Source organism: Glutamicibacter sp. NPDC087344 (genome assembly GCF_044744225.1).
Classification (GTDB): domain Bacteria; phylum Actinomycetota; class Actinomycetes; order Actinomycetales; family Micrococcaceae; genus Glutamicibacter.
Genome location: NZ_JBIUXY010000002.1, coordinates 398,382 through 411,181 on the forward strand (window position 1 = coordinate 398,382; position 12,800 = coordinate 411,181).

Annotated in this window: 11 protein-coding genes; 8 read left to right on the forward strand and 3 right to left on the reverse strand. The window is 59.5% G+C overall.

Annotated elements, in window-relative coordinates:
* Window positions 1–23: 23 nt before the first annotated feature.
* Window positions 24–2,072, reverse strand: coding sequence for an alpha/beta fold hydrolase (locus ACIOWL_RS04780; RefSeq protein WP_400382212.1), 2,049 nt, complete (start codon window positions 2,070–2,072; stop codon window positions 24–26).
* Between the two features lie 128 nt (window positions 2,073–2,200).
* On the opposite strand from ACIOWL_RS04780, the gene ACIOWL_RS04785 reads away from it, so the two are divergent.
* Entirely contained in the window at window positions 2,201–3,427 is a 1,227-nt protein-coding gene (locus tag ACIOWL_RS04785) for an OmpA family protein (protein ID WP_400382214.1), read from the forward strand.
* A 260-nt stretch (window positions 3,428–3,687) separates the two neighbouring features.
* Entirely contained in the window at window positions 3,688–4,137 is a 450-nt protein-coding gene (locus tag ACIOWL_RS04790; RefSeq protein WP_400382216.1) for a cupin domain-containing protein, read from the forward strand.
* Window positions 4,138–4,336: 199 nt separating this feature from the next.
* On the opposite strand, the gene ACIOWL_RS04795 is transcribed toward ACIOWL_RS04790, so the two are convergent.
* The gene (locus tag ACIOWL_RS04795) at window positions 4,337–5,554 is read right to left on the reverse strand and encodes an acyl-CoA dehydrogenase family protein (protein ID WP_400382218.1); all 1,218 of its coding nucleotides are present in this window, start codon (window positions 5,552–5,554) and stop codon (window positions 4,337–4,339) included.
* A 4-nt stretch (window positions 5,555–5,558) separates the two neighbouring features.
* Window positions 5,559–6,050, reverse strand: a complete 492-nt coding sequence (locus ACIOWL_RS04800) for a MaoC/PaaZ C-terminal domain-containing protein (RefSeq protein ID WP_400382220.1) — start codon at window positions 6,048–6,050, stop codon at window positions 5,559–5,561.
* Window positions 6,051–6,182: 132 nt separating this feature from the next.
* Here ACIOWL_RS04800 and ACIOWL_RS04805 point away from each other — a divergent pair, with 132 nt between their 5' ends.
* From ACIOWL_RS04805 to ACIOWL_RS04830, 6 genes are all read left to right on the forward strand, one after another.
* Entirely contained in the window at window positions 6,183–7,748 is a 1,566-nt protein-coding gene (locus tag ACIOWL_RS04805) for an acyl-CoA carboxylase subunit beta (RefSeq protein ID WP_400382222.1), read from the forward strand.
* Between the two features lie 17 nt (window positions 7,749–7,765).
* Window positions 7,766–8,092 (forward strand): EthD family reductase, encoded by a 327-nt coding sequence (locus ACIOWL_RS04810; RefSeq protein ID WP_400382224.1) that lies wholly within the window; start codon window positions 7,766–7,768, stop codon window positions 8,090–8,092.
* Between the two features lie 109 nt (window positions 8,093–8,201).
* Window positions 8,202–9,185: a helix-turn-helix domain-containing protein gene (locus ACIOWL_RS04815; RefSeq protein WP_400382226.1), complete on the forward strand. Its 984-nt coding sequence runs from the start codon at window positions 8,202–8,204 to the stop codon at window positions 9,183–9,185.
* Between the two features lie 89 nt (window positions 9,186–9,274).
* On the forward strand, window positions 9,275–10,330 hold the full coding sequence (locus tag ACIOWL_RS04820) for a zinc-dependent alcohol dehydrogenase family protein (RefSeq protein ID WP_400382228.1): 1,056 nt from the start codon (window positions 9,275–9,277) through the stop codon (window positions 10,328–10,330).
* Between the two features lie 20 nt (window positions 10,331–10,350).
* On the forward strand, window positions 10,351–11,796 hold the full coding sequence (locus ACIOWL_RS04825) for an aldehyde dehydrogenase family protein (RefSeq protein WP_400382230.1): 1,446 nt from the start codon (window positions 10,351–10,353) through the stop codon (window positions 11,794–11,796).
* Between the two features lie 232 nt (window positions 11,797–12,028).
* Complete coding sequence (locus ACIOWL_RS04830; protein WP_400382232.1) at window positions 12,029–12,799, forward strand: SDR family NAD(P)-dependent oxidoreductase; 771 nt, start codon at window positions 12,029–12,031, stop codon at window positions 12,797–12,799.
* Window position 12,800: the final 1 nt, after the last annotated feature.

The window sequence follows — 12,800 nt, forward strand, 5'->3', positions numbered from 1 at the left end:
CACGCGGGCAGGAATCATGAGTGTTACCCCAGCAATTCGGGCAGTTCGGAGGGTTCCTGCCCCAAGACGTTTTCGTCCAGGAATCCGGTGACTACCTGGTACCAGATTTTTGCGTGCTGCGGTGAAAGCACCCAATGGTTTTCATCCGGGAAGTACAAAAAGCGATGGGCGGTGCTCCCGTCGGCCTGCTGCGGCAGGCCGGATGACGAGAGCAGGTCGTACCAAAGCCGCAGGCCCTCGCCGATTGGCACCCGATAGTCCTTATCGCCGTGAATGACCAACATCGGGGTGACAATCTTGGCCACCGAATGATGTGGAGAATTCTCTTCGATCATTTCCGGACTCATCTCGCGGGTCCAATAGAAGGATGCATCGGTGGTTTTCCCGAAACCTTCCAGGGCCCACAGGCTTGCATGGGTGACGATTGCCTTAAAACGGTCGGTGTGCCCGGCAACCCAGTTGGCCATATAGCCTCCGAAGGATCCTCCCATGGCAGCGGTACGGGATTCATCGATATCCGCCCGCGCTTCTGCTGCGTCCGTGATGGCCATCAGGTCGGTGAACGGTTCAAAACCCCAGCGTCCCCATCCGCGCTGGATGAATTCCTGACCGTAGCCGGTGGATAGTGCCGGGTCCGGCAGCAGGACCGCATACCCCTGCTGCACCAACAGCCACGGGTTCCAGCGCCAGCTCCACGCGTTCCATGAATTCAGGGGACCACCATGGATCCACAAGAGCAGTGGTGCCTGGTTTTGCGCGCTGGCACCTTCGGGTAGGGCCAACCAAGCTCTAACACTCGTGCCGTCCACCTGGGTGCTGATCTGCTGCAGCGTGCCCGGCAGTTCGGGGCGCGGCGCGGGGGATTTCAGCTGGGTGACCTGTACATAGTCATCCGCCTCCAGATCACCGAGGTGAGTCAGGTCCAGGGCCACCGGTTCGGCCGGGTACTCGTAGCTTGAACGCAGGGTATAGGCAGCCCGGGAATCGGGGCTCACCAGCACGTTGTTATAGGCCCCGGAGTCCGTGAGCCGGGTGATGCGATCATTCTCCAAACGCAGGTGGAAGACCGGGGCATGGCCGTCTTCGTCTGCGACAAGGAGCAGGGAGAGATTGTTGGGGACCCAAACGATCTCGGTAGCCCAGCGATCCCAACCCACCGCAACCTGATAGGACTCCCCACTGGCTAGATGCATAATAAACAGTTCGCAGGAGGGTGCCGAGTCCGGGGTGGAACGATTCCAGCGTACGTAAGCAAGTTTGGCCGAATTGGGGCTGATCTTGCCGATGGCATATTCATATGTCTCATCGGGAGCCAGCAGCATTTCGTGTGCGCCGGTGTGCGTATCGATTCGCATCAGGCCAACGGCCTGGTCGCCGCGGCCCTCTGGAACAACCCACTCGGTGATCAGGAAATCGCCGTTCGGTGCAACATCAAAGGCCGCCTCGGTGAGGTTCGCGCCGATACCCGGGGTGAGATCGTTCAGTTCGCCGCGAGAACCTTCGGCGGGCAAATTCGTGGCGTAAAGATGCGGGGTGGATGGCCCGAGGTCGTGATCCCAGAAACGCACCGGATAACCGGTGTGAAGGATCGCGGAAACCTTCTTTTCCTTACGTCCCGCACGCAACTTCGATTCGTGGTCAAGATCGGTGGCGCGGCTGAGCGCTGAGGTGCGCACCACGATGGTTTGAGGGGACTTCGCGCAAGTCACCAACGATTCAATCCCGGCCGGGTGGGTGATCACGGATCGCGCCTCACCGCCCGAGGCCGGAAGGAGCCAGACCTCGGTGACCGCGTCGTCTTTCGGGGAGCGTTTAGCGGTGAAGAGCAGGTCCCCGGTTGGGGTGAAAACAGGGTTTGATTCACCGTTCTCCGAGTAGGTCAGACGCCGTGCAGGTTGCTGCCCCGCCGGGTCAATTTCCCACAGGGCGCTGGAATACTTGGTGCCGTCCTCGCTCAAGCTGTTTTGGGTTGTGACCAAACGACGCCCATCGGGGGACAGAGCCAGACCTCCAATCCGCGGGAGGGCGATGTATGAGTCCAAATCCTGAAATGAATGCTTAGAGTGTTCCACCTCACAAACTATGCCACGAATTGAACTCCGGCTCCACCGGTCGGGGAAAATTGAAACGGTTTGTGAACATGGTTGAAATATTCGACGAAAATAACGCAAGCGACTGGGTAAAACCGTAGGATGTGCGTATGAGAAAACTGAAAGCCCTGAGTGTAGGCACTGCACTGATCGCTCTAGCGCTGACCGGATGCGCTTCTTCACCGCAGCCTCAAGCCGAAACTGCTCCAGCTGAATCCGCTCCGGCCGAAAGCTCGCCGTCCACGGATAGCTCGGAGAATTCCGCGGATTCCGGTGCCTCGGAAACCGCTGGTTCGGCAGCGACTGCCCAGGGGCCGACGGTCCCGGGGTTGGCTTATGGGCGGATGCCGGAGATTCCGCTTTTTGAGATTCCCGACCTGGGGTTGATTGAGCAGTCGGTGAAGGGGGTCAGCAAGGACCTGAACAAGACCTTGGCCAGCTACCCGGGCTTGAAGGTCAGCCCCGCGCGATGCGATGACAGCGGTGTCGTGATTTCAGGCGAGGGCTCGGCGGTGCTTTACGGCGGCAGCGGTGGTGTGTTCAGTGGAACCGACCACAATGTTGTGGATGCTGGGGACGGGTCGGGAACCTACACCATTGATGGCCAGAGCGTAGTTGTCGGCGGTGATGGTTCGGGAGTTTTCAGTTCCGCAGACCTGATGGTGGTTAATTCCGGTGACGGCTCGGGCACCTATGCGGATGGAACTATCAATCTTGTGATCGACGGCGAGGGTGGTGGCACCTACTCCACGGATAAGGTCACCATCGTTAATGCCGGGGACGGCTCGGGTACCTACTCGGATGGGGTGCAGAGCATCGTTAACTCCGGGGACGGCTCGGGAACCTATTCTGGATACGGAGTGGAAATCGTCAACTATGGTGACGGTACGGGAATCGTGAACTCCGATATTGTCGACATGGAACCGCTGGATGAGGTGGCTAAACTCGGCCAGTTCCCGCCGATGGGAGCACTTGAGCCGGTGAAGGGCTGTGGCACCGTCATTTCCCTGGACTCCGGTGTGCTCTTTGACGTGGACAAATATGAGATTCGTGATGATGCGATGGAAACACTGAAGTCTGTCGCCATGGCCCTGAACGACGTCGATGCCGGCGAGGTTGAAGTCCAGGGGCATACCGACAGCGTGCGTGACGACGCGTGGAACCAGCAGCTATCAGAGGACCGGGCTGACGCTGTGGTCGACCAGCTCGAAAAACTGGGGTCCACCGCGGACTTTGACGGTGTTGGATTTGGGGAATCGCGGCCGATTGCCAGCAATGACACCGCGGCCGGCCGCCAGCTCAACCGCCGGGTGGAGATTTTTATCCCGACAACCTAAACGAGAATCGTGTGCCGCGCCCCGGGAAGCTTCGGGGTGCGGCATTGGTCTTTAAGCGGTATGTTCGCTGCGTGAATGTTGATGCGTGGCGTGAGAAATGGGTTATCGGGCAGAGCGTGGGATACGAATTTGTAGTGGCATGAAGATTTAACGAACAAGCGTACGTCTTGATTTTTGGATGGTGAAACTAGATACTGGAGTCAGACCAATTGCGTGGAAGCACCCAGAATTTCGCGTAGCCAACCATGAGAGGGAACCTGATGACAGTCCGAGAGTTTGACATCAACTTCAACACCGACATTTTTAAGGTCCATAAGGCCGCGGACCTCGAGGTGGCACCCGGGCAAACGCTGAATGCGCGACGTGTTTCCGGTGTGAGCAAGGAAAATAGCGCTGCCGACAAGATCTGGTTTGGAAAGGTCTACACCGGGCCCGGAGAAATCTCCGATCCGCATCATCACGGCGAGGCCCAAACCGGCGGTTATGTGCATAAAGGTCGCGGATTCATCCGCTACGGCGAGGGTTACAGCAACATTGTCTACATGGAGGAAGGGGACTTTGTTTTTGTTCCTCCCTATATGCCGCACATTGAGGGCAACGCAAGCAAGACCGAAGAACTGGTGTGGATGACCACCCGCACCCCGGACAACATCGTGGTGAACCTGGAGGACCAGGAGATCGCGGACATTGAGATCGACTATCGGTCATAATTTTGCAGTGGAAAGCAGCGGTAGCGCCCGGAAAGCCGGATGGTACCGCTGCTTTTGTGCCTTGTTTTGAGCTGTGCGGCACCAAATATTTGAGACTTCGCGAAGGGTATTTTGCATTGTGGGACCCGTTGCGAAGGGCGGCGAAATGCCCGCGCGTCCAGTATCCGGACGCGCGGGCATTAGCGGTTACCGCAGGTATTCAGAAGGACCTGGGCAGGCCCAAGTGTTTTTCGCCGATGTAGTTGCGAGTCATTTCATCGGTTAATGGGGCGAAGGTATAAAGGCGGGCATCGCGGAAGTATCGCTGCATCGGCAAACCCCGGAAAAATCCCCAGCCCGCCATGACACGCATTCCAGCGTCGGTTGTGGTGGTTGCCGCATCCGAGGCCGCCAGTTTGGCCATGGCTGAGAGGGTTTCATTGGGAGAATCGGCGGTATCCGCGGACTGGGTTGCCTTCTGCAGCATCAGCCGTGCGGTTTCAATCTTCAGGCTTGCGTCCACGAGTGAATGCTGCAGGGCTTGGAAGGATCCTACGGGCTGCCCGAATGCCTGACGCTGTTTTGCCCAGAGCACTGCGCAGTCCAATGCTCCGCGGGCAATACCCAGCGCAACGGCGGCACCGTTGAGCCGTTCGCCGTTCAGTGTTGCCAGTACTTGGCGGAATCCGCGGTCGACTTGTCCTAACACATTAGCCGCTGGAACTTGGACGTCTTGGAGCTGGATGTCGCACTGGGCCAACCCGCGAATGCCCATGGTGTCGATTTCCTGGGTGTGGATTCCTGAGGAACTGCGCGGAACGAGGAACATGGTGATTCCGTCGATAGCCGACCTGTCGATCTCGCTGGTCCGGGCAAGCACAATGAGGTAGTCGGCATCCATGGCACCGCCGATCCAGCGCTTTTCTCCCGTGATCGAGTAGTTGCCATCCGGCAGCAGGGTGGCCCGAGTGCTCATGGCCCGCGCAATGTCCGTTCCGCCAGCGGCTTCGCTTAGGGCAAAGGACATCTTCGCGTCCCCGGTGTGCAACGGCGCGAGGAATTCCTTTCGCTGCTCGGGGGTGCCGTAACTGTGCAGCAGCTGAACACCCATGTACTGAACCACCATGCTTACGGCAATGGAGGTTGGCCGGGCACCGAGTTCTTCAAGGACCACACTTTGCGCCGCATGGGAAGGCCCTGGCCCGTCTAGGGAAGCCCCGAGGCTGATGAGTCCAGCGCGACCTAGGTCCCGGTACATTTCCAGATCATAGGTTTCGCTTTCGTCGAATTCATTGAGGCGCTCGGGTGTGGCGATGCGGTCGAGCAGTTCCTGCACCCTGAGTCGCAACTCGGAGAGTTCTGCTGACTCATCGACGCGGTGGCGAGGTGCGGTGAGGGTTGGAATGTTGCTGCGGTGTTCCGTGCCGATGTTGTTCATGTGGTTAGTTCCGTTCGATCATGAAACTGCTGGTGAACGACATGACCTGGGTTCCGTCCTGCTTGTGCACCGCGTAATCCAGCGACCAGATCCCCACGCCGGGTTTGCTGCTTTCCCGAGCGGTGGAAACGGTGGCTTCGACGTGGATGGTGTCGCCAATGAATACGGGGGACAGGGCGCGAACATTGTCCAGTCCCAGCCAAGCCATCACATGGGAGAAATACCCGGTTTGGGTCATCAGCCCCAAGGCCAGGGACAGGGTCAGTGGCCCATGGGCGATTCGCTGACCGAACTGGGTTTGCGCGGCGTAGGTTTCATCCAGATGCAGGGAAACCAAATCTCCGGTCAGACCCGCCCAATTAACCAGGTGCGCATCGGTGATGGTCATCCCGGCGCTGACCAGTCGGTCTCCCGTCACGAGGGCATCCCAGTAGTGATCTGGCCGGCCTTTGGGCTGGGTTGAGGTGGAGATATTTCCGAGGGGTTCGGTAGCCATGAGTGTGTGCTCCTAGTTGTGGGATTCGAGTGATAACACCGAAAACTTTCTTGATTTATTCTGCCTCCATACTAGACTGACGAACGCTTGTTCGTATACTAGGGTGAGACAACAATTTATTGGAGGCATGAAATGTCTGAAGCAACCCTCACCGAATCACCGGTCAAGGAATCCACTGTCCATGAGCAGCTCGCCGAGAAATTGGCCACCGCCCGCTTGGGCGGTTCCGAGAAGAGCCGAAAGAAGATCATTGAATCCGGCAAACTGTTGGTGCGCGAGCGTCTGAGCCTGTTGTTTGATGATGAAAACTACATCGAAGACGGTCTGTTGGCACGCTATGAAGACGGACTTCCGGGCGATGCGGTCGTGATTGCCTTCGGGCGTATTGACGGGCGTGAAGTGTGCGTCATCGCCAACGACTATTCGGTGAAGGCGGGAACCTGGGGCAACCGGACGTTTGAGAAGATCACCGCGGCGCAGGACAAGGCGCTGGCCGCCGGGGTGCCCATTGTTTACCTTTTTGATTCCGCCGGTGCACGCATCGACGAACAATTTGAGTCCTTCGCCGGCCGCCATGCCTGGGGAAACATCTTCTACAACCAGGTGCAGATGTCTGGCCGGATCCCGCAGGTCTGTGCACTGTTCGGTCCCTCGCCGGCCGGATCGGCCTACGTACCGGCACTGTGCGACATGACCATCATGGTGCGCGGTCATGCGACCGCTTACCTCGGTTCACCTCGACTGGCTGAAATGGTGACCGGCGAGAAGGTGACCCTGGAAGAAATGGGCGGTGCCGAAATGCACTGCTCGGTCTCCGGCTTGGGTGATGTGCTGGTGGAGGATGACGCCGAAGCGCTGGCCGCCATCAGGGTCTGGCTTTCCTTCCTCCCCGCAAACTGGGAAACGCCTGCCCCGGTGGCGCCGGCGGTTGAACCGCGTCCAGGGCGGAGCCTGGAAGAAATTGTGCCGTTGCGCGAAGCCGAAGTATTCGACATGGAAGAGTTTGTTGAATCCCTGGTTGATGAAGGTTCGTGGTTCCCCTACAAGGAATTGTTCGCCCCGGAGATGCTCACCGGATTCGCGCGGATCAATGGCCGTCCGGTGGGTTTGGTCGGCAACCAGCCAACCCATATGGGTGGTTCGATTTTCCCTGATTCCTCGGACAAGGCGGCCCGGTTCATCTGGATCTGCAATGCCTATGGGATTCCGATTGTGTTCCTGGTGGACATTGCCGGATACATGATCGGATCAGCGGTTGAACGCCAGGGGATCATTCGCCACGGTGCCAAGATGATTTTCGCCGTCTCCGAATGCCGCGTTCCACGCATCACGGTGCTCGTGCGCAAAGCCTACGGCGGAGGCTACCTCGCCATGAGTGGTGCGCCGATGAACCCCGATGCGGTGATCGCCCTGCCCACCGCGCGTCCGGCGCTCATGGGCCCTGATGCAGCGGTCAACGGCATCTACTACAACCAGATCCACGCCATTGCCGACCCGGAGGAACGACGCCAGTTCATCATGGAAAAGCACAACGAATACGCCGAGGGGATCGACGTATTCAAGATTGCCAACGCCAATGCCGTTGAGGCGGTTGTTCCGGCCAATGATCTGCGTGATGACCTGACCAGGCGGCTTGGCTTGTACTCCAAGCGCAAAAACGTCCCAGTTGAACGTCGCCAGGCAGTCACGCCGGCCTAACCCCAAGGAGCGAAGCCATGATCAAAGTAGTGGCAGTGATTCAGGCCAAAACCGAGTTGTCCCGTGATGAATTTCTTCATCTGTGGAACGTGGAGCATCCCGACTACGTGCGCAAACTTCCCGGTATCCGTCGATACCGGCAGAACCCGGCCATTGAACACCGCAAGGGCTGGCCCTTTAGCGGGATGGCTGAGCTGTGGTTTGATTCGGTGGCCGATGTGCGCACCGCCTACGCGGGTGACGAAGCAAAACTGCTTTTCGCGCATGAGGACCTTTTCCTCGATTCGGTTCAGTGGTTCCTGGCGGATGAACGGGAAATCTCACTAGACGAAGTCCAGTCCTAACCCGAAGCCGGTGCATTGATCCAATCAGTGCGCCGGCTTCTGCGGTTGGTTATCATGGGTGAACTATCCGGCCAGCTCCTCAAGGCCGCCGGAGTCAGGAGGCTACAACATGGGCATGGTTCAGGCACCGGAACTGAGCGCTGGAAGTGTCAGCAAACATTCGATGGACGAGTGGCTTGCCGCCGTGGGCGATGTCCATACACGGCTGACTTTTCGCAACGAAAGCACCCGGAAATTCTCGGCTAGCATGTCCACCTCAAACGTCGGATCGCTGAAGGCCTGCAGCTTCCGCGGCACCGCGTTAACCGCCGCTCGGACGCGGCGAGACATAGCCAGCGGCGCTGAAGGCAACACCATCATGATTTGGCAGTTCCGGGGCAACAGCATTACGACACAACGCAGTCGAGAATCCGTGCTGACGCCAGGCACGATAGCCTTCCTGGATCTTGACACCCCCTACGAGGTGAAGTGTTCGGATGAATTCGGTCAACTGGTCATTCACGTTTCAACCGATACCCTGAATGATCGGCTGAGATCGCAAGGGGTGCGCCATGATTTCCGCGGCCTAACCCTGGATGGGGGACCGTTGGTCGCCCCGTGGCTTGCCTTCATCGGCACCGCCTTTTCACAGGCGCAATTCGCTTCTGGTTCAATGATGGAGCAAATGCAAGACCCTGTCCTTAGCGCTATGACCTCCTTGGTCGCTATGGCGGCAGGGCAACGCGGAGAACCATCAACCTGGGACGGGCTGCTGGCCTCGGTGCGCAAGGTGGTGGCAGAAGAATACTGGCGAGCCGACTTCACGGCCGAGTATTTGGCCGGCCGGCTGCACTTGTCGCGCCGAACACTTTTCAGGGCTTTGGAAGAAGGGCAAGTTTCCTTGGCCGGGCTACTTCATGAAACCCGGATGGAAGCAGCCGCCACAATGCTGCGCAATAAAGCGTGCTCACTGACCATCGAGGCCGTGGGTTCTGCGGTCGGGTATCAGTCGGCCTCGACCTTCCACATTCGCTTCAGGGACCGCTACGGGGTGTCGCCCGGGTCCTTCAGGCGGCAGTGCATGGCAAGTGGCACCGATCCGAAGCGCAGCTGACACTGGATCAAACCCGGGGCGTCATTCCTGGTTCTAACGTGTAAGTGGAGATCAAAGGTGATCCGCATCACGAGAACGAGGAGTGTGCGATGAAGGCACTTGTACTAACCGGGTTTCAGGAAAAGCTTGAAGTACTGGACATGCCGGACCCAACATTGAAGTCCCAGCGGGATGTCATTGTGCGGGTCGAGGCCAACGGCATCTGCCGTAGCGACTGGCACCTGTGGATGGGTGACTGGGACTGGATTGGGCTCAAGCTGGAGCTTCCGCACATCATGGGGCATGAGTTCGCCGGTGTAGTGGAAGCGGTAGGCAGCGAAGTCAGCCGATACCGGGTTGGCGACCGGGTGCTGGTGCCGCATGCCCACGGCGACGGGACCTGCGAATATTGCCTCAACGGGCAGCAAAACGTTTGCGAGCATGTGAGTTTTGCCGGGACCAACTATTGGGGCGGGTATGGCCGTTACGTGGCGGTTCCCGACGGCGACCGCAACCTGATCCGCCTGCCGGAGAGTGTCGATTTTGATTCCGCCGCCGGCCTGGGATGCCGATTTATGACCGCGTTCCACGGGGTAGTGGATCAGGTGGCGGTGCGACCGGGCGAATGGGTCTCGGTTCACGGCTGCGGCGGCGTGGGCCTGTCGGCCATCCATATCGCGGCGGCCTCCGGCGCGCACGTGATTGCGGTTGACATCAATGAGGACGCGCTGGCCCTGGCTCGAAGCCTCGGCGCGGTCGCAACGATCAACGCCAAAAGCGGGGATGTCCCCGCGCAGATCCGCGAACTGACCGGTGGCGGCGTGCATGTCTCGGTAGATGCCCTGGGGATCGCGGCAACCTGCCAGGCTGCCGTGAATTCCCTGCGCAAACGCGGCCGCATGCTCCAGGTGGGGATGACCTCGAACGCCGAAGCAGGAATGATTGCCTTGCCCATCGACAACATCGTGCTGCAGGAGCTGCGCATCATCGGCTCGGCCAACATGCCGGTGGGGCGTTACCCGGACATGATGCGCATGGTTGAAAACGATGTGCTGCGCCCGGGAGACCTGATTACCCGTCGGGTGGGGCTGGATGAGGCTGGCGACGTACTGAGCACCATGGGTGAGTACCGGGGAACCGGCGTCTCCGTACTCAACCGTTGGTAAACAAAGAAAGGACAAAAACCATGAGCACCCAAACAACCGACACCCACAGCCCCTCGGGAAGCGACTCCCCGGAGCTGATTGACATCCGCAATGAAGCCACCGGCGCCGTGGTGGGAAGCGTGCGCGCCGGAACCGCGCAAGATGTGCAGCACGCGACGAAACGAGGCCGCGCCGGAGCGCAGCAATGGGCGCAGGTCCCGGCTCACCGGCGCAGCGAGATTCTGCTGAAATTTGTGGAACTCGCACGCTCCCAGTCCGACGAGCTGGCAGTGCTGTTGGCCGCCGAAAGCGGCAAGATCCTTGCCCATTCACGCAACGAGCTGGAAACGGCGCTGCGCATCTTTACCGGATACGCCGAAGAAACCAAACGCCTTTTTGGTGAAGCAATCCCGCTGGACGTGCAGCCGGGCCTGGAAGGAGACCTGCTGGTCACCCGGCGTGAACCGCTGGGCGTGGTGGCCGCGGTGCTCGCCTTCAACTTCCCGGTCGAACTCTACGCCCAGAAGGTGGGTGCAGCGCTGGCCGGCGGAAACGCGGTGATCGTGAAGCCACCGGAGGACGACTCGCTGACCTGCGTTCGTTTGACCGAGCTGCTGCATCAGGCAGGTGTTCCCGAAGATTCGCTGCAGGTGCTCACCGGATACGGCGCCCAGGTCGGCGCGCCGCTGACCAGCAGCACCCTGATCGACGCCATCAGCTTCACCGGCTCCAGCGCGGTGGGCACCACCATTGCTGAAACCGCGGCCCGCAACGGGATTCGCGCATTCCTGGAGCTCAGTGGCAATGACGCATTTATTGTGTGCGAGGATGCGGATGTGGACCTTGCGGTCTCCCATGCCGTGATGGGAAGGCTGTATGGAAACGGCCAGGTCTGCGTGGCGACCAAACGCATCATGGTTGCCGAAGCCGTGTACGAGAAGTTCCTTGCGAAGCTGCTGAAGGAAGTTGGCGGCAAAAAACTCGGCGATCCAACCGATCCGGACACCGAAATCGGTCCGCTGATCAACGAGCGCGCCGCACGCAAAGTGGAAGCGCAGGTACAGCAGGCCATTTCCGAAGGTGCGGTACTGCGCCTGGGCGGCACCCGCGACGGGGCATTTTTCGAGCCAACGGTCCTGGAGATCAACACGCAGGTGGGTATCGCCACGGATGATGAGATCTTCGGCCCGGTGTTCTCGGTGCTGAAGTTCGCCACCGTTCAGGACGCAGTGAAACTCGCCAACGATTCCGCCTACGGACTTGGGGGTGCGGTGTTCAGCCGCGACTTCACCCAGGCCTTTGCCGTGGCCGCGGCCATGCAGACCGGCATGGTCTCAATCAACGGCGGCAACTGCTACCGCCCGGACCTGAGCGCCTTCGGCGGTTACAAAAAGAGCGGTATCGGCCGTGAAGGATTCCATTACACCCTGGAGGAAATGACGCAGCTGAAAAGCATCGTGATGCGAGGCATCCTGCCCATCGGATAGCCAGCAGGCGTCAAGGCCCAGCGGTGCCGCGGGAGATCAAACGATCTCTTGCGGCACCGCTTTGTTATGGGGAAAGAAGGGGACTTGAACTCTGGCACTGGCTCAAAGAATTGCTGGCACTGTGCCGAAGAATTGGCCTGAAGCGCACACCTAATCTGAACAAGACACGATGGTGACCTGAGTCACGTAATGGCTGTTGATCAGGAAAAAACTCGACTTCACGGAGGATGACGTGGTTCAAGGTACACAATTGGCAGGCAAACGGGTGCTGGTGACCGGCGGCGAAAGCGGGATTGGCCGCGCAGCCGTCCAGCTGTTCACCCAGCACGGGGCTCGGGTGCATGTCATCGGATTGAACGCCGAGCTGCTCACCACCTTGGTCCAAGAACTGGGCGAGGCTGCCATCAGCGCGGCCCGAGCCGATGTCACCGATGAGGCTGCGCTCGCCGAAGCCATTACCCTGGGCGTCGAGCGTTGGGGTGGATACGATTTTGTGTTCGCCAATGCCGGGATCGGCTGCAAGGTTGCAGACATCACCGAGCGCGACTCCCAAGAGTTTCAAAAGGTCCTGAACGTGCACGTGGTGGGGGCTTTCCACACACTCAAGCATGCATCCCCGGTGGTGGCGGACGGCGGCAGCATCGTGTTGACCTCCTCAACGGCCGGGCTGGCCGGGTACGCGCAGACGGCCCCCTACGTGGCGGCAAAACACGCGCAGATAGGACTTATGCGCACCGCCTATCAAGAACTGGCCCCACGCCGCATCCGGGTCAACACATTGAATCCGGGACCAACACAAACCGCGCTGCAGGATGACATTGCGGTGCAGGCCACCGGAGCAGCTGATGCGTCCGCAGCCGCAGTAAAAATTGCCGAAGACATTCCGTTGGGACGTTACAACACCCCTCTGGAAGTCGCCCAGGCAGCGCTGTTTCTCGGATCGGATGCTTCCAGTGCCATCACCGGGACAACCCTGGTGGTTGACGGCGGATTCCTCGGCTGAG

Bases quoted from the DNA above. Each gene is read 5' to 3' on its own strand.
- ACIOWL_RS04785 (WP_400382214.1), top strand. From the start codon at position 2,201: ATGAGAAAACTGAAAGCCCTGAGTGTAGGCACTGCACTGATCGCTCTA.
- ACIOWL_RS04790 (WP_400382216.1), top strand. From the start codon at position 3,688: ATGACAGTCCGAGAGTTTGACATCAACTTCAACACCGACATTTTTAAG.
- ACIOWL_RS04795 (WP_400382218.1), bottom strand. From the start codon at position 5,554: ATGAACAACATCGGCACGGAACACCGCAGCAACATTCCAACCCTCACC.
- ACIOWL_RS04800 (WP_400382220.1), bottom strand. From the start codon at position 6,050: ATGGCTACCGAACCCCTCGGAAATATCTCCACCTCAACCCAGCCCAAA.
- ACIOWL_RS04805 (WP_400382222.1), top strand. From the start codon at position 6,183: ATGTCTGAAGCAACCCTCACCGAATCACCGGTCAAGGAATCCACTGTC.
- ACIOWL_RS04810 (WP_400382224.1), top strand. From the start codon at position 7,766: ATGATCAAAGTAGTGGCAGTGATTCAGGCCAAAACCGAGTTGTCCCGT.
- ACIOWL_RS04815 (WP_400382226.1), top strand. From the start codon at position 8,202: ATGGGCATGGTTCAGGCACCGGAACTGAGCGCTGGAAGTGTCAGCAAA.
- ACIOWL_RS04820 (WP_400382228.1), top strand. From the start codon at position 9,275: ATGAAGGCACTTGTACTAACCGGGTTTCAGGAAAAGCTTGAAGTACTG.
- ACIOWL_RS04825 (WP_400382230.1), top strand. From the start codon at position 10,351: ATGAGCACCCAAACAACCGACACCCACAGCCCCTCGGGAAGCGACTCC.